Genomic DNA, 22,807 nt, shown 5'->3' on the forward strand with positions numbered 1-22,807 from the left:
GATCCGCAGCCCCTGAAGGAACCCCAGACCATGCGTGCCGGCCCGTCACAAGAGGACATCAGGCGCCACAACCTCGGCGCCCTGCTGCGCCATGTCCACCTGGGCGGGCCGATCTCGCGGGCCGAGCTGACCTCGAAGATGGGGCTCAACCGCAGCACGATCATGGCGCTGACCTCCGACCTCACCGCCGCTGGGCTGGTGCGCGAGGAGCTGCCGCGCGAGACCGGCCGGGCCGGCCGGCCCTCGCTCGTGGTGCGGCCGGAGTCGTCTCGGGTCTACGTCTTCGCCTTCGACGTGGGCCCTGACCGGATCGCCGCGGCCCGCGTCGGTCTGGGCGGGGTGATACTCGACCGGCGCGAGGCCGCACGCGACCGCGACCGCTTCGACCTGGACGAGCTGACCGGCACGCTGGCCGGGTTCGCCCGCCAGATGCGCCGCAAGACCAGGAACGACACCGTCTGCGTCGGGGCCGCCGCCGCGGTGTCGGGCGGCGTGCGCAAGGCCGACGGCGTCGTCAGCTTCGGGCCCAACCTCCAGGCAGAGGAGGTGCCGTTCGGGGAGGAGCTGGCGCGGCGGCTCGGCCTCGGTCTGCCCGTCAGCGTGGGCAACGACGCCAACCTGGCCGCGCTCGCCGAGCACAGCCGCGGGGTCGGCGTCGCCGTACGCGACCTCATCTACCTGCACGGCGACGTCGGCATCGGCGGCGGCATCATCTCCGGCGGCCACTTGATCGGCGGGCACGACGGCTACGGCGGCGAGATCGGCCACATGGTGGTCAACCCCGGAGGCCGGGCCTGCGGCTGCGGCTCGCACGGCTGCCTGGAGGCCGAGGTGGGGGAGCGGACCCTGCTGGAGTCGGCCGGGCGGGTCGCGGACGGACGCCGGGGGCGCGACGCCGTACGCGAGGTCGTCGAGGCGGCCGACCGGGGGGACATCGTGGCCCAGGAGGCGCTCAGCCGGGTCGGTGACTGGCTCGGGCTCGGCGTCGCGAACCTGGTGAACATCTTCAACCCCGAGCTGGTGATCTTCGGGGGGATCCTGCGGGAGATCTACCTCGGCTCGGCCGCGCAGGTACGCTCGCAGCTCGCCTTGCACGCCATGGCGCACCAGCGCGAACGGGTCCGCCTGCGCACGTCCGCGCTCGGCGACTCGGCCCCGCTCGTCGGCGCCGCCGAGCTCGCCTTCGCCCACGTCCTGTCCGACCCTTTGGAAGTCCTCGCCCGCGCCAACGGCTGACCCGCCGGCCCCTCTCTGGGGAAGGACAGCGGCCCCGGCGGCGCTTCTCCCTCTCCGAGGGACAGCAGCCCGGCGGCGGGAAGGCCCTTCGCCACCCCACCTCCCCTCAGGGGACAGAAACCCGGAGGCGCACTCTCCTCCCGGTGGACGGCAGTCCGGCGGCGGGGAAGCGGTGGGCGGCGGGTCGGCTCCTGCGGCCCTCTTTCGCCGAAAGAACGGAAGGCAGGCGGCCGGGAGAGGGGTGAGAAGGACGGAAGAGCGGCGGTCGCCAGACGCTCAGGTGACGCGGTCGGTGGCGGCGGTCCAGGTGTTGCAGAAGCCGGTCGCGCCGCCCCGGTACCCGCGATCCTGCCACCACGCCAGGTTCCGTGGCTTGCCGTGGATGTCGCTCTCGTCGGCCATCCGTACGGCCGCCACCCAGTCACGCCACGAGATCCCGGGCTTGATGCTCTTGAGCGTGGCGCTGTAGAAGACCCCGGCGAAGCATTCGGCCTGCATCTCCAGCCGGTGGCTGAGCAGCCGCCGGGCCTTGGCGGAGGCGGGGGCGTGCAGGGCGGCGTGGGCGTCGAGCACGCCGATGAGGTGCTGCACGTGGTGCCCCCACTCGTGGGCGACCGAGTGCGCGATGTTCATCCTGAACGGGTCGCGCAGGTCGGCCTTGCTGATGCGGATCGCGATCGTGCTCTGGTCGGGGCAGTACTGCGCCCCGCTGCTGGTGATCGTCCCGCACACGGAGTCCCGCCCGGTGGTGACCGTGACGGCGGGCGGCGTGTACGCAAGGCCGGCGGCGGCGAACCTGGACGCCCAGAAGCGGTCGGCGCAGGCGGCCATCGCCCGGTGGAAGGACGTGAGCGAGGCCACGCTGCCCAGCTTGATGCGCGGGATCGAGCAGGACTGCCGGACCACGTCCCCGCCCATCACGCTGAGCAGCCCGGACTGCGGGACCCGGGCGGCGGCGCTCGCGGGCGGCGGTGTGATGAGCCCCGCGACCAGGCACGCCGTCAACGCGAAGGCCGCCGGCGCTAAGAGGGAAAGGCGCATGATCGCGGATCATAAGCCTTCATAGGGGGATCTACCGCACCTTGGACGCCGGGCTCGTCCAGGTGTTGCAGGATCCGGCCGACTGGGACGTGAAGCCGCGCTGCAGCCAGAAGGCGTTGCTCTTGTCGCTGCCGTGCGTCTGGTCGGAGCCGCTGCGCACGCCGATGGCGTCGAGCGCGACGGCGTTGTGCGTGCCCTTGGTCAGGATGGTCCAGTCCGAGTCGGGCCGTCCCAGCGAGTCCCAGACGCGGCCGACGAACACGCCGGACATGCACTGCGCCTGCAGCTCCAGGCGGCGCAGCGCGGCGAGCGAGCGGTCCTCACTCCCCTTCTTGAGGATGATCCGGTCGGCGGCCTTCATGATGCCGGTGAGCTGCTGGACGTGGTGCCCGTACTCGTGGGCGAGCACCTGCATCAGCGCCAGGTCGGTCGGCTCCTCGACGATGTCCGGGCTGAGCAGGAAGGTGATGGAGCGGTCGAGCGGGCAGTAGACGGCCTGCGCGCCCCCGGGGAAGCGCCCGCACGTGTTCTTCGCGCCCGGCTTCGTTATGATCTTGAAAGCGGGCTTGGTGAAGCGGTGCCCGGCCTTGCGCACGACCGGGGCCCAGGCGCGGTCGAGGCAGTCCTTGACGGTCTCGAAGTACAGCTCCGCCTCCTCCAGGGAGCCGGTGCTCACCTCGGGCTCCTCGCAGGTCCGCACGCCGGGCTTGCCCGCCTTGTAGAGCGCGTTCTTCGTCAGAACGGACGGGTAAGTGGAGGAGGCCGCGTGCGCGGTGCCGGCGAACAGCACGCCGGCCAGTGCGCCCGCCATGAGCGCTAAGAGGGGGATACGCATGGCACGGCACCCTAGTGAAAATCCGGGCCGGTAGCGAAGGAATACGCCGTCAGGTGACGCTCCGGGCGCTGGCCGCCCAGGTGTTGCAGGCACCGGGGGTGCCGCGGTTGAAGCCCCGCGTCATCCACGCGGCCTGCGTCGGGCCCTTGCCGTGGTCGTTCTGCGGCCAGCCCTTGGCGCCGTTCTTCCTGAACCAGCCCACCGTGTACGCCCAGTCGGCGTCGGTGACCAGCGACGTGCCCTTCATCGTGCTCATGAACGCCGCCGAGAAGCACTCGGCCTGCAGCTCGGACCTGCGCGACAGCTGCAGCCTCCTGGCCTTGCCCGCGACCGTGCGCGCCGCCCAGTAGTAGTCCCAGATGCCGGAGACCTGCTGTACGTGGTGACCGTACTCGTGGGCGATCAGCCGGGTGATGCCCAGCGGGAAAGGGTTGCGCAGCTGGTCCTTGCCGATCATCAGGTACATCGTGCGGTCGGTCGAGCAGTAGACGCCGTCGGCGCCGGTGTTCCAGGTGCCGCACGGCGTCTTGACCTTGCGGGTGATGATGCGCAGCCGCGGCTTGCTGAACGGCATCCCGGCCTTGCGGAACTGCGCCGCCCACGCCTTGTTCAGGCAGGCCGTCACGCGGGTCAGGAAGCGCCGGTACGCCGAGATGCTGCCCGCGGGCAGCGTCCCCGGACGGCACTTCACGTCGGTGAGCCGGCCGGTCTTGTACAGCGGGTTGGCGGTGGCCGTCGCCCGCCCGGCGATCGTGGCGCCGCCGTTGTGACCCTGGCCCGCGCTGGCCGGCGGCGCGACGACCTGCCGCCCCCCGTGTGCGGGCGCGGCCGAGGTCGTCGCCACGTCCGCGAGCACGACGGTCAGCGCGGCCGCGGCCAGGGCGAGCGCCACGCCTGCCGCGACGAGCGCGACGATCCTGCTTGCGGGGAGGGAGTTCATATGGACCGCAAGACTAGGTCAAGAGGGGACATATGTGGGTGGATTTGACTTGATGGAGTCAGTGAGGGCTTCGCGAACTAGACTCGGGGGATCGACGCAAAAAAGCAGAGGGGAGTCGCCTCCGTGAGCGGGTTGCTGGGCTCGATCAAGGGACCGCAGGACGTCAAAAGGCTTGCCGTCGAGGAGCTGTCAGGGCTCGCGGGAGAGATCCGTGATCTGCTGGTCGACGCGTGCGCCAGGTTCGGCGGTCACCTCGGCCCCAACCTCGGCGTGGTCGAGCTGACCATCGCCGTCCACCGCGTCTTCGACTCGCCCCACGACCCCATCATCTGGGACACCGGCCACCAGGCGTACGTGCACAAGCTGCTCACCGGCCGCGCGGCCGGCTTCGAGGCGCTCAAGCAGGAGGGCGGCCTGTCGGGCTACCCGAGCCAGGCCGAGTCCGAGCACGACTTCGTGGAGAACTCCCACGCCTCCACCGCGCTGTCGTACGCCGACGGCATGGCCAAGGCGTTCAAGCTGCGCGGCGCCCACGACCGCACGGTGGTCGCGGTCATCGGCGACGGCGCGCTGACCGGCGGCATGGCCTGGGAGGCGCTCAACAACATCGCGGCCAACAAGGACCTGCCGATCGTCATCGTGGTCAACGACAACGGCCGCTCGTACTCGCCGACGATCGGCGGCCTGGCCTCCCACCTGTCCTCGCTGCGCGTCAACCGCCGCTACGAGGACATGCTGGAGTACGTCAAGGACAAGCTGGGCCACGTCCCGGTCCTCTACGACGCCCTGCACGGCTTCAAGAAGGGCGTGAAGGACGTCCTCGCGCCGCAGGTGATGTTCGAGGACCTCGGGCTCAAATACGTCGGCCCCATCGACGGCCACGACGAGCAGGCCATGGAGGCGGCGCTGCGCAAGGCCCGCGACTTCCGCGGCCCGGTCATCGTGCACGCCGTCACGCAGAAGGGCCGCGGCTACAGCCCGGCGGAGAACCACGACGAGGACCAGTTCCACTCCCCGGGTGCCTTCGACCGCGCCACCGGCGCGGAGAAGCCCAAGGGCCGCATCTGGACCAACGTCTTCAGCGAGGAGCTGGTCAGGCTCGGCAAGGAGCGCGACGATCTGGTCGCGATCACCGCCGCCATGCTCCACCCGACGGGGCTCAACGCCTTCGCCGAGGCGTTCCCCGACCGCATCTACGACGTCGGCATCGCCGAGCAGCACGCGCTCACCAGCGCGGCGGGGCTCGCGCTCGGCGGCCTGCACCCGGTGGTCGCCGTTTACGCCACGTTCCTCAACCGCGCCTTCGACCAGCTCCTCATGGACGTCGCCCTGCACCGCCTGCCGGTCACGGTGGTGCTCGACCGCGCGGGCGTCACGGGCGACGACGGCGCCAGCCACAACGGCATGTGGGACCTGTCGATCCTCCAGGTCGTCCCCGGGCTCAAGATCGCGGTGCCGCGTGACGGCGACCGGCTGACCGAGCTGCTGCGCGAGGCCGTGGAGGTCTCCGACGGCCCCACCGTGCTGCGCTTCCCCAAGGGCCCGGTGGCCGAGCCCGTCGAGGCGGTCGGCAAGCTCGGCGAGATGGACCTGCTGCGCACCCCCGAGAGCGAGCCCGACGTGCTGCTGGTGGGCGTGGGCCCGATGGCGCAGGTCTGTCTCGACGCCGCGAAGCTGCTCGACGCGCAGGGCATCGCCACCACCGTGGTCGATCCGCGCTGGGTCAAGCCGCTCGACGAGGCGCTCGTCACGGCCGCGGCCGCGCACAAGCTGGTGGCGGTCGTGGAGGACAACGGCCGCGTGGGCGCGGTGGGCGACGCCGTGGCGCGGCTGCTGCGCGACTCCGACGTGGACGTCCCCGTCCGCACCTACGGCATCCCGCAGCAGTTCCTCGACCACGCCAAGCGGGCCGCCATCCTCGGCCGGATCGGCCTGACCGGGCAGGACCTCGCCCGCCAGATCACCGAGGCCGTCGCGCGGCGCACCTCCTCGGTCGAGCCCGCCCGCCGCTGACCCTGCACAAGCCCCGCCTGGCGTCCCGTTCGCGGCGGTGATCATGCCTGATCACCGCCGCGAACCAGGTGCTCCAACGGGTCCGCCGCACGAGAGAATGATCACTGTGGGTGTGGGAAGGATCACCCAGTGGACATCTTTCGCACGAAGAGCGTGGAACAGTCGATCCGCGACACCGAAGCCCCCGAGCACCAGCTGCGTAAGCGCCTGACCGCCGTCGACCTCACCGTCTTCGGCATCGGCGTGATCGTCGGCACCGGGATCTTCGTGCTGACGGGACAGGTCGCCAGGGACGTGGCGGGGCCGGCGGTGGCGGTCTCGTTCATCGTCGCCGGCGTCGTGTGCGGGCTCGCCGCGCTGTGCTACGCCGAGTTCGCCTCCACCATTCCGGTCGCCGGGTCCGCCTACACCTTCTCCTTCGCGACCCTGGGTGAGTTCCCCGCCTGGGTGATCGGCTGGGACCTGATCCTGGAGCTGGCGCTGGCGGCGGCCGTGGTGTCGGTCGGCTGGTCGGGCTACTTCGCCTCGCTGCTGGCCTCGCTCGGCCTTGAGCTGCCCGCCTCGATCGCGGGTGAGGACCCGGTGGTGAACGTGCCCGCCGTGGTGATCGTGGCCGTGCTCACGGCGGTCCTGGTGGCCGGGATCAAGCTGTCCTCCCGGGTCAACCTCATCCTGGTGATCACCAAGGTCGCGGTGGTGCTGCTGGTCATCTTCGCCGGCCTGTTCTTCATCAACGGCGCCAACTACACGCCGTTCATCCCCGACCCCATCTCCACACCCCGCGTGGAGGGCCTTCAGGCGCCGCTCGTGCAGGTGCTGTTCGGCATCCAGCCGGTGGCCTTCGGCGTGATCGGCATCTTCTCCGCCGCCGCCATCGTGTTCTTCGCCTTCATCGGCTTCGACATCGTGGCGACCGCCGCGGAGGAGACCATCGAGCCGCAGCGCGACGTGCCGCGCGGCATCATCGGCTCGCTGGCCATCTGCACGCTGCTGTACGTCGCGGTCTCGCTCGTCGTGGTCGGCATGCAGAAGTACAGCAGCCTCAGCGAGGCGGCGCCGCTGTCGGACGCGTTCATCTCGGTCGGCCAGGCGTGGCTGGCCACGATCATCAGCGTGGGCGCGATCGCGGGCCTGACGACCGTGGTGCTGGTGCTGCTGCTCGGCCAGGCCAGGGTGCTGTTCGCGATGTGCCGCGACGGGCTGCTGCCGCGCCAGCTGGCCGTGGTGCACCCGACGTTCGGCACCCCGGCGCGGCTGACCGTCCTCATCGGCGTGGTCACGATGGCGCTCGCCGGGTTCGTCTCGTTCGGGGAGCTGGCCGAGCTGGTGAACATCGGCACGCTGTTCGCGTTCGTGGTGGTGTCGCTGGGGGTGATCATCCTGCGGCGCACACGGCCCGACCTGCCGCGCGGCTTCCGCACGCCGCTGGTGCCGGTGCTGCCGATCCTGTCGGTGCTGGCCTGCGTCTACCTGATGCTCAACCTGCCGGTGCAGACCTGGCTGCGCTTCGTGGTCTGGATGCTCATCGGCATCGTGCTCTACTTCGCCTACGGCTACCGGCACAGCAGGACCGCGGCCCCCTGGCGGGCGTCAGAGGAGTGAGGGTTCCGCCAGGGGGCCGGGGGAGTGGTCAGAGCGCGAGGACCGCTCCGGCGGTGGCGCGCATGTAGCAGCCGTTGACGAAGACCTTGCCCCAGCGGACGTCCTTGCCGTACCACTTGCCGACGATCACGGCCGCGTGCGGCTGGACCTCGTGCGTGCAGGTGGGGTTGGGCTTGACGTTCAGCTTGTTCGGGTCGCCGCCGGCCTTCTGGAGCAGGCGGCAGGCGGCCCGAGCGTTGGGGTGGGTGCCGCCGGTGGGCGCGCAGTTGAGGTAGGCCGACTTGGCGCTGCCGCCCTTGACCCCGTAGACGACCTTGAGACGAGCCTTGGGGGCTGCCGCGGCCAGCACCGGGGAGGACGACGTGGCCAGGAGGGCGGCGCAGAGCATGAGGGTGCCTGCTGCTCTCATCATGGTTACTCTCCGTTCGTAGGACGGCACCAAACGCTACGACGGAAAGGGTGAAGAGGAGAGGAGGTCCGCGTACGGACCTCCTCAAGGACGGTTAAAACTCAGGCTTGCCGAGGTTTCGGCACGGAGGCCACGCCGGGCGGCAGGAAGCGCGGCGTGGCGAAGCCGGTCCTGTCGAGGTACGGCGTGATCCCGCCGAGGTGGAACGGCCAGCCCGCGCCGAGGATCATGCACAGGTCGATGTCCTGCGGTGCGGCGACCACGCCTTCGTCCAGCATGATGCGGATCTCCTCGGCCAGCGCCTTCAGCACCCGCTCGCGCACCTGCTCGGCCGTGGAGGGCGAGGTGCCGCCGGAGAACAGCGCGACCGCCTCGGGGTCGAGCGTGAGGTCCGGCCGGTAGACACCGGGCTTGCCGGACTCGACGAGCTTGGCGAGGTTCTCCGAGACGCCGAAGCGGCCGGGGAACGCCTCGTGCAGCGTCTCGGCCACGTGCAGGCCCACGGCGGGGCCGACGAGCTGCAGCAGCGCGAACGGCGTCATCGGCAGCCCCAGGCCGTCGAGCGCGTGCTCGGCCGTCTCCAGCGGCGTGCCCTCGTCCACGGCCGCGACGACCTCGCCCATGAAGCGGGTGAGCAGCCGGTTGACCACGAACGCGGGCGCGTCCTTGACCAGCACCGACGACTTCTTCAGCGTCTTGCCCACGGAGAACGCGGTGGCCAGCGTGGCGTCGTCGGTGGCCGCGCCCCTGATGATCTCCAGCAGCGGCATGACGGCGACCGGGTTGAAGAAGTGGAAGCCGACCAGCCGCTCCGGGTGCTTCAGGTCGGCGCCCATGGCGGTCAGCGACAGCGACGAGGTGTTGGTGGCCAGCACGCACTCGGCCGAGACGACCTCCTCGACCTCGGCGAACACCTGCTTCTTGACCGCCAGATCCTCGAAGACGGCCTCGATGACGAAGTCGGCGTCGGCGAAGGCGTCCTTCGTCAGCGAGCCGGTGACCAGCGACTTGATGCGGTTGGCCTGGTCGGGCGAGAGACGGCCCTTGGCGAGCAGCTTGTCCACCTCGTCGTGCACGTACCCCACGCCCTTGTCGAGGCGGGCCTGGTCGAGGTCGGTCAGCACGACCGGAACCTCCAGGCGGCGGGCGAACAGCAGCGCCATCTGCGAGGCCATCAGGCCCGCGCCCACCACGCCGACCTTGGTGACCTTGCGGGCCAGCGACGGGTCGGGCGCGCCCGCGGGCCGCTTGGCGCGGCGCTGCACCAGGTCGAAGGAGTAGAGCCCGGCCCGCAGCTCGTCGCTCATGAGCAGGTCGGCCAGCGCCTCGTCCTCGGCGGCGAAGCCTTCGTCCCTGGAGGCGGTCTCGGCCAGCGCGATCAGGTCGAGCGCCCGGTACGGCGCGGGCGAGGCGCCCCGCAGCTTCATGTCCACCAGGAAGCGCGCGTCGGCCACGGCCTTCTCCCAGCCCTCGTGGGCCGGCCGCTCCACCGTCACCTCGCCCTTGACGACCCTGGCGGCCCAGCGCAGCGACTCCTCCAGGAAGTCGGCGGGCTCGAACATGGCGTCGGCGACGCCCAGCTCGTACGCCTCCTTGCCCTTGATCATGCGGTTGTTGGAGAGCGGGTTCTCGATGATGAGCTTGACCGCCTTCTCCGGCCCGATGAGGCGCGGCAGGAGCTGCGTGCCGCCCCAGCCCGGCACCAGCCCGAGGAAGCACTCCGGCAGCGCCACCGCGGTCACCCCGGAGGAGATCGTCCGGTACGTGCAGTGCAGCGCGATCTCCAGGCCGCCGCCCATGGCCGCGCCGTTGACGAACGCGAACGACGGGATGCCCAGCTCGCCGAGCCGGCGGAACACGTAGTGGCCGAGCGCGCCGATGGCCTGCGCCTCCTCGCGGGTGGCCAGCGCGGCCGCGCCCTTGAGGTCGGCGCCGACGGCGAAGATGAACGGCTTGCCGGTCACGCCGACGGCCGCGAGGTCGGTGCGCTGGGCGATCTCCGACAGGGCGCCGTTGAGCGCGAACAGGCCGTGCGGGCCGAAGGTGTTGGGCTTGGTGTGGTCGAAGCCGTTGTCCAGGGTGATGAGCGCCATCGTGCCCGCGCCGTACGGCAGCTGCACGTCGCGTACCAGCGCCTTGGTGACCACTTCGTCGGTGTTGCGCTCGCTCAGCAGCGACCGCCAGGTCTCGAACTCGCTCATGCCAGGTTCTCCCAGATCACGGTGCCGCCCATGCCCATGCCGACGCACATGGTGGTGATGCCGTAACGCACGTCGGGACGCTCGCCGAACTGCCGGGCGAGCTGCGTCATCAGCCGCACGCCCGAGGAGGCGAGCGGGTGTCCGTAGGCGATCGCGCCGCCGTACGGGTTGACGCGGGGGTCGTCGTCGGCGATGCCGAAGTGCTCCAGGAAGGCCAGCACCTGCACGGCGAACGCCTCGTTGATCTCGAACAGCCCGATGTCGGAGATGTCGAGCCCGGCCAGGCGCAGCGCCCGCTCCGTGGACGGAATCGGCCCCACGCCCATGACCTCGGGGTCCACGCCCGCGAACGCGTACGACACCAGCCGCATCTTCGCGGTCAGGCCCAGCTCCTCCGCGACCTCGCGGGCGGCCACCACGCACCCGGTGGCGCCGTCGTTGATGCCCGAGGAGTTGCCCGCCGTGACGCGGCCGTGCGGCCTGAACGGCGTCTTGAGCCCGCTCAGGCCCTCCATGGTCGTGCCCGGCCTGGGCGCCTCGTCCTCGACGGCCAGGCCCCAGCCCTTCTCGGCGGTCCTGATCGCCATCGGCACGAGGTCGGGCTGGATCTTGCCGTCGGCGTACGCCTTGGCCGCCCGCTCCTGCGACAGCACCGCGAAGGCGTCGGCGCGCTCCTTGGTGATGGAGGGGTAGCGGTCGTGCAGGTTCTCCGCGGTCATGCCCATGACCAGCGCGCTCGGGTCGACCAGCCGCTCCGACAGGAAGCGCGGGTTGGGGTCGACGCCCTCGCCCATCGGGTGGCGGCCCATGTGCTCGACGCCGCCGGCGATCGCCACGTCGTACGCGCCGAACGCGATGCCGCCGGCGACCGTGGTCACGGCGGTCATCGCGCCCGCGCACATGCGGTCGATCGCGTAGCCGGGCACGCTCTTGGGCAGCCCGGCCAGCACGGCGGCGGCGCGGCCGATGGTCAGGCCCTGGTCGCCGGTCTGGGTGGTCGCGGCGATGGCGACCTCGTCGACGCGCTCGGGCGGCAGGGCGGGGTTGCGGCGCATGAGTTCGCGGATGACGCGGACGACCAGGTCGTCCGCGCGGGTCTCCGCGTACAGCCCTTTCGGCCCGGACTTGCCGAAAGGTGTGCGCACGCCGTCGACGAACACGACGTCACGAGAGGAAGGCACGGATTCGCTCCTCGTAGTCAGCTGAGGTTCCGTGCCCAATGCTACTCGTCAGTAACTACTCCGCAGACGAGGGCGGCGGTGAGCAGGCCGTAGACGATGCCGGTCGCCGGCTCCCATAGGTGGGCGCGGGCGCCGAGCAGGGCGGCGATGGCCACGGCCGCGCCGGTCCACAGCAGCGCGCTTTCGCGCCTGCGCATCCCGCGGCCGGGGTCCCAGGGGTCGCCCGGCGCGCCGCCGCCGGAGCGCAGGGCGCGGGTCACGGTCACCGCGACGTCGCGGCCCCACCACAGCAGGAACAGCACGCCGGCGGCGACGGCGATCGGTGCGGTCGCCTCGATGACGGCGTTCAGGGTGTCGGCCACGCCGTACTGGGCGGCCTGGCCGAACAGTCGCGGAACGGTCCAGCCGAGTAACAGCGTCACCGCCCAGCAGCCGGCGACCGCGAGCCTGGCCAGGGCCCGGGTGCGGCCGGAGAATGCGGTGGCGTACAGCTCGCGCTCACGGTCGCGGACGCGGCGGGCGCGGGCGCCCCAGACGTACTGGGTGATCGCCATGGCGGGCAGGGCGGCGGTGAAGACCGCCAGCGACAGCACCGCGAGCGGGAGCGTCTGCTCCCTCGTCGCGGCCCTGTCGGCGAGCAACTGCGCGGTGGTCAGCAGCGCGATCGAGGCGGTGAGCGCCACGAGGGCGCCGCGCCTTGCGGACCTGGCCTGGGCGCGCAGCCCGGCCAGCTCCTGGGCGCCGGGAGGAGGAGCCATCTCGGTCAGAAGCATGACGTCATGATGGCGTCACCCTGTGTGGTCACGCCCGGTGTTCGCGCGCTTTGGATGGAGCCCACGCTCGGGTAAGGCAGGAGTGCCCCTGAGGGCACCCTCCGGCCGGTGCTTCCTTACGAACCTTGACGTGATGACAGGAGTCATCCTCGTAGAGCGTCGTTTATGACTATGCTTCGCGATCATGGCGCGAGGGGTGAACCGCATGAGGGAACGGCACGACGAAGCGGTTCTGGGCCGGCGCGTCGCTCCACGGTCACCGTCTCGCGAGCCGTCGCCCCCGCAGCGGCCGCGCGAGAGGCCGCGGGAGGAGCCGCGTGACGATCCGCATCCGCGGTCCGGTGGCAGGGGCGGGTCGCGGTCCGGCAGGAGCCGCCTCACGCTGGGCGGCTGGATCAGCGTGGGGCTGACGGTCGTGCTGGTGGGCGTCACGCTCGGCGGTTACGCCTACTACCGCTATCTCGACAGCGGCATCGATCGCCAGCCGTTCAACGTGGGCGCGAGCCGTCCGCCCGAGACCGGCGCGCTCAACGTGCTGCTGGTGGGCTCCGACTCGCGGGCGGGCGACAACAAGAAGTACGGCCCGAAGTCGCAGCACCTCGGCGAGCGCACCGACACGATCATGCTGCTGCACATCTCCCCGAACCGGGACAACGCCACCATGATCAGTTTCCCGCGCGACTCGATGGTGTCGATCCCGGAGTGCACGGGCCGCAACGGCCAGGTGGTGCCCGCAGGGCTCCGGCAGATCAACTCCGCCTTCAACGACGGCGGCATCGAGTGCACGGCCAAGACGCTCGAGTCCCTCACCAACATCAAGATCAACCACTTCGTGAAGGTGGACTTCACCGGCTTCAAGGGCATCGTCGACGCCCTCGGCGGCATCGAGATCTGCCTTCCCAAGCCGGTCAACGACCCCAAGGCCAAGCTGGTGCTCAGCGCCGGCAAGCACGTGGTGAAGGGTGAGCAGGCGCTGGGGTACGTACGGACCCGCTACGCGCTCGGCGACGGCAGCGACCTGGGCCGCATCCAGCGGCAGCAGGTCTTCCTCACCCAGGTCATGAAGAAGGTCACCGACGGCGGCCTGCTGACCAACCCCGGCAAGCTCAACGCCTTCCTGCGCGCCGCCACCCAGTCGGTGACCGTGGACGAGGGGCTCACGCTCGAACGCATGCTGGAGATCGCCAACAGCGTGCGCGGCATGACGGCCAAGGAGCTCAAGGGCATCACGGTGCCGGTGGAGCCGTACCCGCCGGACAAGAACCGCGTGCAGTTCGCCCAGCCGGCCGCCCGCGACTTCTTCGAGAACGTGCGCAACGACGTCGAGGTCACCAAGTCGCCCACGCCCGGCAAGTCCACCGCGCCCGCGGTCAAGCGCGAGCAGGTGCGGCTGCAGGTGCTCAACGCCTCCGGCGAGGAGGGCAGGGCCGTGCAGGTGGCCGACGCGCTCGCCGCCCAGGGGTTCGTGGTGACGCAGGTCGGCAACGCCGCCCCCGCCGACGTCACGACCATCCGGTACGCCAAGAAGGACGCCAAGGACGGCCCCGCCTACGGCGACGCGGTGGCCGCCCGGCTGTCGAAGGAGAAGCGCACTCCCGTCGAGGGCAAGGTCAAGGCGCTGGTCTCGCAGCCGTACACGCTGAAGAGCCCGCCCGCCCAGATGCCCAAGGGCCCGATCATCCAGCTCGTCATCGGCAAGGACTGGCCGGGCGTGCGGGTCCTGTCGGCGATCCCCGACTCGCTCAAGGACAAGGTGGTCGACACCAGCACCAATCCCTGTCTTTGACCAGGTCAGCGGCGCTGGATGCATCTGGAGATCAGGTGGTCGTACCCGGGCGGTGTGACGCTGAAACACCTTTGGGGCGAAAGTTACGGGGGGTAGTTTCAGTGAAACAAGTGAAATTTCCGGACAAGTAGTGGTAGGAAGGGGCGCGGTCCGTATACGCACTAGAGAGGTTCCACCGTGGCGCGCGACGATAACGACAGGCCATACGACGACGGGCAAGGTAGGTCGTTGAACCCGGAGCTGATGACGGGTGACGTGCTGTCTCCGCGGTGGAGCACCGAAGACACCGACGAGCAGCCCGCGATCCAGGTCAGCGGCAACGAGACCTACATCATGCCGGACAGGGGCGGGCGTGACGTGCTCGACGACCCCGCGCCGCCGCGCGATGTGCTCGACGACCCCGTGCGGCCGCACGACGTGCTCGACGACCCGCACGACGTGCTCGGCGGGCGCGAGCCCTCCGCGTCCCATGACGTGCTGGGCGGCTACGACCAGGGCTATGACCATGGCTACGACCAGGACGCGCGCGAGTACGGCGCGCGCGACCTGAGCGGTCGCGGCGTGGACGACGTGCTCGGCGCGCGCGAGTACGGCGGATCGAACGGGCCGCACGACCTGCCCGCCGACGACTACAGCGGGCCCCACGCGCTCGACGACTACAGCGGGCCGCATCGGGTGGACGACTACAGCGGGCCGCACCGGATCGATGACTACAGCGGGCCGCATCGCACGGATGACTACAGCGGGCCGCACCCGATCGAGGACGACAACGCGTACCTGCCGCTCGACCGCGGCTACGACCCGAGCCGTGACGACGACCTGGACGACGACCGGCCCAAGCGCGGCTTCCTCGGCTCCGGCTGGACCGACGACAGCGACGACGACCGTGACGACCGCGGCTCCCGCGGCTCGCGCGACTACGACGGGCGCGGCGGCGACGGCGAGGGCGAGGTGCGCCGCCGTACCAGGATGCTGCTCGTGGCGGCGGCCGCCGTGGTGCTGGTCGGCGTCGGTGTCGGCTGGATGCTCACCGGCACGTCCTCCGACGACCCCTGCGCGGGCGCCCAGTGTGCGAGCGCCGGCGAGGTGTCCTCCCCGTCCGACGAGGCCGTTCCCGAGGAAGAGGAGGAGGCGCCGGTCGAGGACGAGGAGGCCGAGCCTGCGGACGAGGCCACCGACGACACGGCCGACGACTCGACCGCCACCACCAACACCAACAACACCGACACCACCGGCAACCGGCCGAACCGGCCCACCGCGACCACCCCGGCCGAGCCCGTGCAGCAGCAGCCGCGCCAGCGGTCGACCCGCGAGCCCTCGGCCGAGCCGTCGACCCGGCAGCCGCAGCGCCAGGAGCAGAACACCCCGGAGCGGAGCGAGCGCTCCGACCAGGAGACCGAGCGTCAGGCGAACAACGACCAGCCGAAGGACGTCGACGACTCCAACACGAACAGGAACGACACCGGCTCGCAGGAGAGCACGCAGGAGACGGACACCGGTAACCCGGCGGAGTCGGCCTCCGAGGCCCCGGTCCAGGAGGACAGGGGCGGCGGCTTCCTCGACATCCTGTTCCCCTGGCTCTGACCGGCTTCCCCTGGCTCTGACCGGCGCGGGCTCCCGGCGGTCGCGGGGCCGGGGCCGGTCGGCCTCCCGGTGTGGTAGATCGTGTTCCCGGTAGGGCATTCTGTTGCCGCCGGGCGTGGACATGGCAGGATGCGGGTCCAGGCGTCGGCGGCAGCTGTGGAAACCGCTTTCCGGGAGGTCTCGTGGTCACGCTTGAGGACGTCGCCAGGCAGGCGGGCGTCTCGCTCGCGACCGCCTCGCGGGTGCTCAACGGCAGCACCCGCCAGGTGGGCGCGACACTCCGGGCACGCGTCGAGCGGGCCGCGGACGAGCTCGGCTACCGGGCCAACATCGCCGCCCAGACGCTCGCCAGGGGGGCGAGCAACGTCATCGGCATCGTCGTACACGACCTGACCGACCCCTACTTCGCCGCCCTGGCCGACGGCGCTATGCGGGCGGCGGCCACCCACGGACTGCTGGTCATGGTCGGCACCACGCACCGCGACCCCGAGCAGGAGATCGCCTACGTCTCCACGCTCAATGCCCAGCGGGTGCGCGCGGTGCTGCTGGTCGGCTCCCGGGTCGCCGACCCCGCCGTCACCGGCAGGCTCCGCGATGAGCTGGCCCGCTACCAGGCGGGCGGCGGCCGGGCGGCGTGTGTCGGCCAGGACCTCCTGGGCGTCGACACCGTCGCGCCCGCCAACCGTCGCGGCGCCGCCGCGCTGGCCAAGGCGCTCGCGGAGCTCGGCCACACCAGGTTCGCGGTGCTGGCGGGGCCGCCGCATCTGGTGACCGCCGCCGACCGCAGCGCCGGTTTCGCCGCGGCGCTCGCCGAGCTGGGCCTGCCGGAGCCGCAGATCATCCACGGGCCCTTCGACCGCGACGGCGGATACGCGGCGGCCCAGCAGGTCCGCGACGCCACCTGCGTGTTCGCGGTCAACGACGTGATGGCGGTGGGCGCGCTCGCCGCCTACAGGGAGCGCGGTGTGCGGGTGCCCGACGACGTGTCGGTGGCCGGGTTCGACGACATCGTCACCCTGCGCGATCACGTGCCCGCGCTGACCACCGTACGGCTGCCGCTGCAGGACATGGGAGCGCGCGCGCTCGAGCTCGCGCTGAACGAGACCGACCAGGTGGTGGTCGAGGAGGTCGCGGGCGAGGTCGTGCTCCGCGAGAGCGTCAGGAGGATCGCGTGAGGCTGGCGGTCAGCACGCTGGGCATGCCCGGCGAGGACCTGGACCGGGCGATCGAGATCGCGACCGGTCACGGGTGCCAGGGGCTCGAACTGCGGCTGCATCCGGACACCGGGGTGCACGCCGGGCTGGACGAGCGGGAGCGGGCCTCTGTACGGGAGCGGATCGAGGCGGCCGGGCTGGAGATCTCCGCCCTTGCCGGATATGTCGGCATCTGCGAGCCGGGGCCCGACGAGCCGGTGATCGAGGCGCTCATCGCCGACCTGCGCCTCGCCGCCGACCTCGGCGCGCCCGGCGTCCGCGTCTTCCCGCGCGGCGGCGACCCGTCCGTGGGCGCGCGCCGGCTCAAGGCGGTCTCCGGTACGGCCGCCGACCTCGGCCGCCGCGTGCTGGTCGAGACGCACGACGAGATGGCGACCGGCGCCGCCGTGGCCGCACTGCTCGCCGAGGCCGACTGCCCCGGCACGACCGGCGCGATCTGGGACCTGCTGCACCCGTGGCGGCACGGCGAGCCGCCCGCCCGCACGCTCGCCGAGCTGCGGCCGTACCTCGGCTACGTTCAGGTCAAGGACGCGGTCTCCGCGCAGGACACCACCCCCGTGCCCATGGGCAGCGGCACGGTGCCGCTGGAGGAGTCGGGCGAACTGCTGCGCGCGGCCGGCTACGACGGGTGGGTGTCGCTGGAGTGGGAGCGCACCTGGTACCCGCAGGTGCCGCCGGTCGAGGAGATCCTCCCGGGCGCAGCCGGCTGGGTCCGCCGCTTCTCCGCCTGACCCCGCACCTCTCCGTCTGACCTCGGACGTCTCTCCGCCTGACCCCGCACCTCTCCGTCTGACCTCGGACGTCTCTCCGCCTGACCCGGCACGTCTCCTTCCGCCCTCTGGCGTCTGCGGTCCCTTCGCGCCCTGCTGGCATTCGCGCGTCTCTTGGCGTTGCCGTCCGATGCTCGTCGGTCTTCTCGCGTTGCCGTCCGTCGCTCGTCGGTCTTCTCGCGTTGCCGTCCGATGCTCGCCGGCCTCCTCGCGCTGCCGCCTGGCGCTGCCTTTGCCGCCGTCTGGTGCCCTCCGCGTTCCTTCCGCGCTGAGCGTGCTCGCGTGCCGGGCCTGCCCCGGCCGCTCGTGCGGGTCGCGCGTGTCGCCTGCCGGCTTCGAGGGGCGTGACGAGTCGCGTGCGCTGGACGCTCGTGCGGGCCGCGCGTGTCATGCCCGCCCGTGTAGTCCGCCGGTTCGTGCGCCTTGCCTGTTCGGGCGCTGCCCTGCCGAGGCGCCGATCGTCCGAGTGTCGACCTGTCCGGGGTGCCCGGCCTGTCCGGGGTGTCGGCCCGTTCGGGGTGTCGGCCCGTTCGGGGTGCCGGCCTGTCCGGGGTGCCCGGCCTGTCCGGGGTGTCGGCTCGTCCGGGGTGCCCGGCCTGTCCGAGGTGTGGGCCCGTCCGGACGCCGGCCTGTTCGGGGCGGGGCTCATTCGCGCGTCTTGTGTGACTCTCTGGTGTGCTTGCGCGGGCGAGGGCGTTCACCGACATCCGCTGATTTCTCCGGCGGGGCGGTGGTGTTGAGTTGGGGGCATGTCCCCTTCCCAGAACAAGGTGCTCGTCGTCGGCATGGACGGGCTCCGCTTCGATCGGCTGGTCGCGCTGGACGCCCCCGTCCTGGCCGGCCTGATGTCCACCGGCGCGTACGGCACCAGCAAGCTGCCGTACGGCGAGGCCGGCACACCGCGTACGGGGTCGCCCGGCGAGGTCGTCCCCAAGAGCCCCGAGCCCGGAGACTGCGACCGGGTGATCAGGTCGCGTACGGACTCGGGTCCGGGCTGGTCGTCGATCGCCACCGGCGTCTGGCCGGACAAGCACGGCGTCGTGGACAACGCGTTCACCGACCCGCGTTTCCTGAAATATCCGGACTTCTTGACGCGGGCCGCGACCGCCGACCCCGGCCTGGACACCGCCGCCTTCTTCTCCTGGGCCGCGCTCGCCGAGCACGGCGCGTTCGGCCCCGCCATCGGCCACCGCTTCGTGCTCGACGGCTACGCCATCGGCTGGGCGAACGCCGACGCCCAGGTCACGGCGGCGGCCGAGAGCTACGTGACCGGCAACAGCCCTGACGCCGTCTTCGTCTACCTGGGCGACACCGACGAGGTGGCCCACGCGCTCGGCCCTCACCGCCCCGAGTACGCCGCCGCGCTGCGCACCCAGGACGCCCAGCTCGGCCGCCTGCTCGACGCCGTACGCGCCCGCCCCTCCTTCTCCCGGGAGAGCTGGACGGTGCTGGTCACCACCGACCACGGCCACGTGGACGCGGGCGGCCACGGCGGCGTCTCCGACGAGGAGCGCACGGTCTTCGTGATCCTCAACCGCCTGGGCGACGACCTGGGCGGGCGCTCCCTGGAGGCGCCCCGGCTGGTGGACGTCGCCCCCACGGCGCTGGCCGCGCTCGGCGTGGCCGTGGACCCGGCCTGGAACCTGGACGGGGTGCCGCTGGAGATCTGATTCATCGTGTGTTGAATTCTTGCCGGGGAAGCGCCACACTGAGGGCGAGACGCCGAACGGCAGGGGAAACACGCGATGAAGACCATCCTGAGCTTCGCCGAGATCGATGCGGGGATGCTCGCCGAGGTGGGCGGCAAGGCGGCCAACCTCGGTGAGCTGACCAGGGCGGGCCTGCCGGTGCCGCCCGGGTGGGTGCTCACCACGGAGGCGTACCGCCAGGTCGCGGCGGGGCTCGACACGAGCGGCCCGCAGGTGGCGGAGCGGGCCAGGAAGCACCTGCTCGACGCGCCGATGCCGGACGAGGTGCGCGAGGCGATCGTGGAGGCGTACCGGGGGCTCGGCGACGGGGTGCCGGTCGCGGTGCGCTCGTCGGCCACCGCCGAGGACCTGCCGTTCGCCAGCTTCGCGGGCCAGCAGGACACGTTCCTCAACGTGGTGGGGGAGGAGGCCGTGTTAACGGCCGTACGCCGCTGCTGGGCCTCGCTGTGGACCGATCGCGCGGTCGCCTACCGCGAGTCCAACGGCATCGGCCACGCCGCCGTACGCCTCGCCGTGGTCGTGCAGGAGATGGTGGACGCCCGCACGGCGGGCGTGATGTTCACCGCCAACCCCGTCACCGGCAGGCGGCGCGAGATCGTCATCGACGCGAGCCCCGGCCTGGGCGAGTCGGTGGTCTCCGGTGCCGTCAACCCCGACCGGTTCCGCTTCCGCGACGGCCGGGTCATCGAGCGCCGCGCCGGGGACAAGCCGCTGGCGATCAGGCCGCTGCCCGGCGGCGGCACCGAGCGCGTCGAGCAGCCGCACGACGGGCTCTGCCTGACCGACGACGAGGTACGCCGCCTGGCCGGCCTCGGCGCCCGCGTCGAGGAGCACTACGGCGCGCCCCAGGACACCGAATGGGCCATCGACGCCGCCGGAACGCTCTGGCTCACCCAGGCACGGCCCATCACGACGCTCTATCCGCTGCCCGAGACCACCCGGCCGGGTCTGCGGGTGTACTTCTCGGTCAACGTCGCGCAGGGCGTCATGGGGCCGCTGACGCCCATGGGCGTGGCCGCGTTCCGGATGATCAGCGCGGGCGGGGCCGGGCTCGCCGGGCACGCGCCCGCAGACCCGTACGACGGCGCGGGGTTCCTGGCCGAGTCGGGGCACCGGATCTGGCTCGACATCACCGCCGCCGTGCGCAACCGCGCCGGCCGCGCCCTCCTGCCGCGCGTGCTGACGTTGGGCGAGGCCAGGGCCGTGCCCCTCGTACGCGGCCTGTTCGAGGACCCGCGGCTCGCCCCCGCGTCCCGCTCGCTGCGCCCGTTCCTGCGCGGCGCGCTGCGCTTCGCCCGCAACGTGCGGGTGCCCGAGCGCGTGCTCGTGGCGCTCACCAGCCCGCGCAGGGCGCTCGCGCACACCGTCCGGCTCGGGGCCGAGCTGGACCGGCGGCTGCGCGTGCCCGAGTCCGCCACCCCCGCCCAGCGGCTCGACCACGCCGAACGCGTGCTCGCCGGGACGTTCCCGCTGATCATCCGGATCATGCCGACCGCGATCACCGGCTACGCCCTCTACGCGCTGTCCTCGAAGCTGTCGGGCGTGCCGATCGACGAGATGAGCGACGTCCTGCGCAGCGTCCCGCACAACCCGACCACCGAGATGGACATCGAGCTGTGGCACCTCGCCACCCGCGTCGAGCCCGAGCCGTTCCGCGAGCTGCCGGTCTCCGAGCTGGTCGCCCGCTACCAGGCCGGAGAGCTGCCGCCGGTCGCCCAGCGCGAGATCACCGCGTTCCTCGCCAGATACGGACACCGCGGGGTGGCCGAGATCGACGCCGGAGTGCCGCGCTGGTCGGAGGAGCCCGGCCACATCCTCGGCGTGCTGGCCAACTACCTGCGCATGGACGGCGGGCCCACTCCGGCCGAGCTGTTCGAGAAGAGCGCGCGGCAGGCAGGGAAGACGATCGGCGAGCTCGCCGCGCGGGCCGGGCGGCGCGCGCGGTGGCGGGCCCCCGTCGTGCGGTGGGCGCTGGGACGCACCCGGCAGTACGCGGGGCTGCGCGAGCTGCCCAAGTTCTACCTGGTCAAGACGCTCGCGGCGGTCCGCCGCAGCCTGCTGGTGGTGGGGGAGCACCTTGTGGAGCAGGGCGTGATCGACCGCGCCGGCGACGTCTTCTTCCTCGACCTGCGCGAGGCCAGGGCCGCGCTGCGCGGCGGCGACCTGCGCGCGCTGGTGGCCGGGCGGCGGGCGACGTACGAGCGGGAGCGGCGCCGCAGGCACGTGCCCAGGCTGCTGCTGTCCGACGGCACGGAACCCGAGGCGGCATTCGAGGCGGAAGCCACCGAAGGAGCCGCGGACGGGGCCGCGCTCACCGGCACGCCCGCCTCGCCCGGCACGATCACAGGCGTCGCCCGCGTCGTGCTCGACCCGCACGGCGCGCACCTGGAGCCGGGCGAGATCCTCGTCTGCCCGTCCACCGACCCAGGCTGGACACCGCTGTTCCTCACGGCGGGCGGGCTGGTGATGGAGATGGGCGGCGCGATGTCGCACGGCGCGGTGGTGGCCAGGGAGTACGGCATCCCCGCCGTCGTCGGCGTCCCCGAGGCCACCCAGCGCATCGGCACCGGCGAGCGGATCACCGTGAACGGCGCCGCCGGCACGATCACCCCCGCCTGACCGCCGCCAGGCGAGGGGATCTCACCCTCAGGCCGGCACGACCTGCTCGAAGCGGGCCTTCATGGTGGCCACCACCTCGTCGGGATCGGCGGCCCAGATGTCGGCGTTGAAGATCTCGACCTCGACGTCGCCCGCGTACCCGGCGGCCTGGACGGCGCGCGTGATCGGCGGGAAGTCGATCACGCCGTCGCCCATCATGCCCCGCCCGAGCAGCACGTCCTCGGGCAGCGGGTGCAGGTAGTCGCACACCTGGTAGCTCGCGATCCTGCTGCCCGCCCGCGCGATGTCCTCCGCCAGGCGCGGGTCCCACCACACGTGGAAGGTGTCCACGACCACACCGACCTGCTCCTCGGGGTAGGGCAGGCTCAGCTCCAGCGCCTGGCCGAGCGTGGACAGCACCGCCCGGTCGGGGCAGTAGATCGGGTGCAGCGGCTCCAGCGCCAGCTTGACGCCGCGCTCGCCGGCGTACGGGGCCAGCTCGGCCAGCGCCTCGGCCACGCGTTCGCGCGCGCCCGCGAGATCGCGGGTGAAGCCGTCGTCCGGCAGCGCCTCGCCGGGCTTGACGCCGGGCAGGCCGCCCACCACCATCACCAGGCAGGCCGCCTCCAGCTCGGCGGCCTCGTCGATGGCCCGCCGGTTGTCGTCGAGCGCGCGGGCGAACGCCTTGCGGCCCTCCTCGCCCGGCAGCCCGCCCTCGGTCAGGAAACCGCCCCGGCACAGCGACGACACGCGCAGCCCGGCCGCGCGCACCAGCTTGACGCTCTCCGCGAGGCCCTGCTCGGCGACCTTCTCCCGCCACAGCCCGATGGCCTCAAGGCCGTGGCGGACGCAGCCGTCCACCGCCTCGGCCACCGACCAGCGCCGGGTCGTCCACTGGTTCAGCGACAGGCTCAT

General features: G+C 71.9%; 17 protein-coding genes. 9 read left to right on the plus strand and 8 right to left on the minus strand.

Annotated elements, in window-relative coordinates; translation table 11 throughout:
* Positions 1 to 30 precede the first annotated feature (30 nt).
* On the plus strand, positions 31 to 1,236 hold the full coding sequence (locus AB0K67_RS30830; RefSeq protein WP_364067340.1) for an ROK family transcriptional regulator: 1,206 nt from the start codon (positions 31 to 33) through the stop codon (positions 1,234 to 1,236).
* Positions 1,237 to 1,512: 276 nt separating this feature from the next.
* Here AB0K67_RS30830 and AB0K67_RS30835 read toward each other — a convergent pair whose 3' ends face one another.
* The 3 genes from AB0K67_RS30835 to AB0K67_RS30845 are packed head-to-tail and all read right to left on the minus strand — an operon-like array spanning position 1,513 to position 4,052.
* The gene (locus tag AB0K67_RS30835) at positions 1,513 to 2,277 is read right to left on the minus strand and encodes a neutral zinc metallopeptidase (RefSeq protein ID WP_364067342.1); all 765 of its coding nucleotides are present in this window, start codon (positions 2,275 to 2,277) and stop codon (positions 1,513 to 1,515) included.
* A gap of 31 nt (positions 2,278 to 2,308) precedes the next feature.
* Positions 2,309 to 3,112 carry a neutral zinc metallopeptidase gene (locus tag AB0K67_RS30840; protein ID WP_364067344.1) on the minus strand — a complete coding sequence of 268 codons (804 nt, stop codon included), beginning with the start codon at positions 3,110 to 3,112 and terminating at the stop codon, positions 2,309 to 2,311.
* Between the two features lie 49 nt (positions 3,113 to 3,161).
* Entirely contained in the window at positions 3,162 to 4,052 is an 891-nt protein-coding gene (locus AB0K67_RS30845) for a neutral zinc metallopeptidase (RefSeq protein ID WP_364067345.1), read from the minus strand.
* 132 nt (positions 4,053 to 4,184) lie between these two features.
* On the opposite strand from AB0K67_RS30845, the gene dxs reads away from it, so the two are divergent.
* Complete coding sequence (dxs, locus tag AB0K67_RS30850; protein ID WP_364067692.1) at positions 4,185 to 6,065, plus strand: 1-deoxy-D-xylulose-5-phosphate synthase; 1,881 nt, start codon at positions 4,185 to 4,187, stop codon at positions 6,063 to 6,065.
* A 129-nt stretch (positions 6,066 to 6,194) separates the two neighbouring features.
* The gene (locus AB0K67_RS30855) at positions 6,195 to 7,667 is read left to right on the plus strand and encodes an amino acid permease (protein WP_364067347.1); all 1,473 of its coding nucleotides are present in this window, start codon (positions 6,195 to 6,197) and stop codon (positions 7,665 to 7,667) included.
* Between the two features lie 28 nt (positions 7,668 to 7,695).
* On the opposite strand, the gene AB0K67_RS30860 is transcribed toward AB0K67_RS30855, so the two are convergent.
* From AB0K67_RS30860 to AB0K67_RS30875, 4 genes are all read right to left on the minus strand, one after another.
* Positions 7,696 to 8,079 (minus strand): SSI family serine proteinase inhibitor, encoded by a 384-nt coding sequence (locus tag AB0K67_RS30860; RefSeq protein ID WP_364067349.1) that lies wholly within the window; start codon positions 8,077 to 8,079, stop codon positions 7,696 to 7,698.
* Between the two features lie 98 nt (positions 8,080 to 8,177).
* Positions 8,178 to 10,277, minus strand: a complete 2,100-nt coding sequence (locus AB0K67_RS30865) for a 3-hydroxyacyl-CoA dehydrogenase NAD-binding domain-containing protein (RefSeq protein ID WP_364067350.1) — start codon at positions 10,275 to 10,277, stop codon at positions 8,178 to 8,180.
* Positions 10,274 to 11,437 carry a thiolase family protein gene (locus AB0K67_RS30870; protein ID WP_364067694.1) on the minus strand — a complete coding sequence of 388 codons (1,164 nt, stop codon included), beginning with the start codon at positions 11,435 to 11,437 and terminating at the stop codon, positions 10,274 to 10,276. Before AB0K67_RS30870 ends, AB0K67_RS30865 begins: the two co-directional genes overlap by 4 nt.
* 62 nt (positions 11,438 to 11,499) lie before the next feature.
* Positions 11,500 to 12,231 (minus strand): hypothetical protein, encoded by a 732-nt coding sequence (locus tag AB0K67_RS30875; RefSeq protein WP_364067351.1) that lies wholly within the window; start codon positions 12,229 to 12,231, stop codon positions 11,500 to 11,502.
* Between the two features lie 400 nt (positions 12,232 to 12,631).
* On the opposite strand from AB0K67_RS30875, the gene AB0K67_RS30880 reads away from it, so the two are divergent.
* The 6 genes from AB0K67_RS30880 (at position 12,632) to AB0K67_RS30905 (ending at position 21,913) form a co-directional block, all read left to right on the plus strand.
* Positions 12,632 to 14,017, plus strand: a complete 1,386-nt coding sequence (locus tag AB0K67_RS30880) for an LCP family protein (protein ID WP_364067353.1) — start codon at positions 12,632 to 12,634, stop codon at positions 14,015 to 14,017.
* Between the two features lie 228 nt (positions 14,018 to 14,245).
* On the plus strand, positions 14,246 to 15,601 hold the full coding sequence (locus AB0K67_RS30885) for a hypothetical protein (protein ID WP_364067355.1): 1,356 nt from the start codon (positions 14,246 to 14,248) through the stop codon (positions 15,599 to 15,601).
* Positions 15,602 to 15,783: 182 nt separating this feature from the next.
* Positions 15,784 to 16,776, plus strand: a complete 993-nt coding sequence (locus AB0K67_RS30890; RefSeq protein WP_364067357.1) for a LacI family DNA-binding transcriptional regulator — start codon at positions 15,784 to 15,786, stop codon at positions 16,774 to 16,776.
* A complete protein-coding gene (locus tag AB0K67_RS30895; protein WP_364067359.1) occupies positions 16,773 to 17,546 on the plus strand; it encodes a sugar phosphate isomerase/epimerase family protein in 774 nt (257 codons plus the stop codon). Before AB0K67_RS30890 ends, AB0K67_RS30895 begins: the two co-directional genes overlap by 4 nt.
* Positions 17,547 to 18,334: 788 nt before the next feature.
* Positions 18,335 to 19,255, plus strand: a complete 921-nt coding sequence (locus AB0K67_RS30900; protein WP_364067361.1) for an alkaline phosphatase family protein — start codon at positions 18,335 to 18,337, stop codon at positions 19,253 to 19,255.
* 75 nt (positions 19,256 to 19,330) lie between these two features.
* Positions 19,331 to 21,913: a PEP/pyruvate-binding domain-containing protein gene (locus tag AB0K67_RS30905; protein WP_364067363.1), complete on the plus strand. Its 2,583-nt coding sequence runs from the start codon at positions 19,331 to 19,333 to the stop codon at positions 21,911 to 21,913.
* Between the two features lie 27 nt (positions 21,914 to 21,940).
* Here AB0K67_RS30905 and AB0K67_RS30910 read toward each other — a convergent pair whose 3' ends face one another.
* On the minus strand, positions 21,941 to 22,807 hold the full coding sequence (locus AB0K67_RS30910) for a sugar phosphate isomerase/epimerase (RefSeq protein ID WP_364067365.1): 867 nt from the start codon (positions 22,805 to 22,807) through the stop codon (positions 21,941 to 21,943).

This window comes from Nonomuraea sp. NPDC052634 (assembly GCF_040678535.1).
Taxonomy (GTDB): domain Bacteria; phylum Actinomycetota; class Actinomycetes; order Streptosporangiales; family Streptosporangiaceae; genus Nonomuraea; species Nonomuraea fastidiosa.

Bases quoted from the DNA above. Each gene is read 5' to 3' on its own strand.
- AB0K67_RS30905 (WP_364067363.1), top strand. From the start codon at position 19,331: ATGAAGACCATCCTGAGCTTCGCCGAGATCGATGCGGGGATGCTCGCC.
- AB0K67_RS30835 (WP_364067342.1), bottom strand. From the start codon at position 2,277: ATGCGCCTTTCCCTCTTAGCGCCGGCGGCCTTCGCGTTGACGGCGTGC.
- AB0K67_RS30845 (WP_364067345.1), bottom strand. From the start codon at position 4,052: ATGAACTCCCTCCCCGCAAGCAGGATCGTCGCGCTCGTCGCGGCAGGC.
- AB0K67_RS30910 (WP_364067365.1), bottom strand. From the start codon at position 22,807: ATGAGCCTGTCGCTGAACCAGTGGACGACCCGGCGCTGGTCGGTGGCC.
- AB0K67_RS30900 (WP_364067361.1), top strand. From the start codon at position 18,335: ATGTCCCCTTCCCAGAACAAGGTGCTCGTCGTCGGCATGGACGGGCTC.
- AB0K67_RS30865 (WP_364067350.1), bottom strand. From the start codon at position 10,277: ATGAGCGAGTTCGAGACCTGGCGGTCGCTGCTGAGCGAGCGCAACACC.
- AB0K67_RS30875 (WP_364067351.1), bottom strand. From the start codon at position 12,231: ATGCTTCTGACCGAGATGGCTCCTCCTCCCGGCGCCCAGGAGCTGGCC.
- AB0K67_RS30830 (WP_364067340.1), top strand. From the start codon at position 31: ATGCGTGCCGGCCCGTCACAAGAGGACATCAGGCGCCACAACCTCGGC.
- AB0K67_RS30840 (WP_364067344.1), bottom strand. From the start codon at position 3,112: ATGCGTATCCCCCTCTTAGCGCTCATGGCGGGCGCACTGGCCGGCGTG.
- AB0K67_RS30860 (WP_364067349.1), bottom strand. From the start codon at position 8,079: ATGATGAGAGCAGCAGGCACCCTCATGCTCTGCGCCGCCCTCCTGGCC.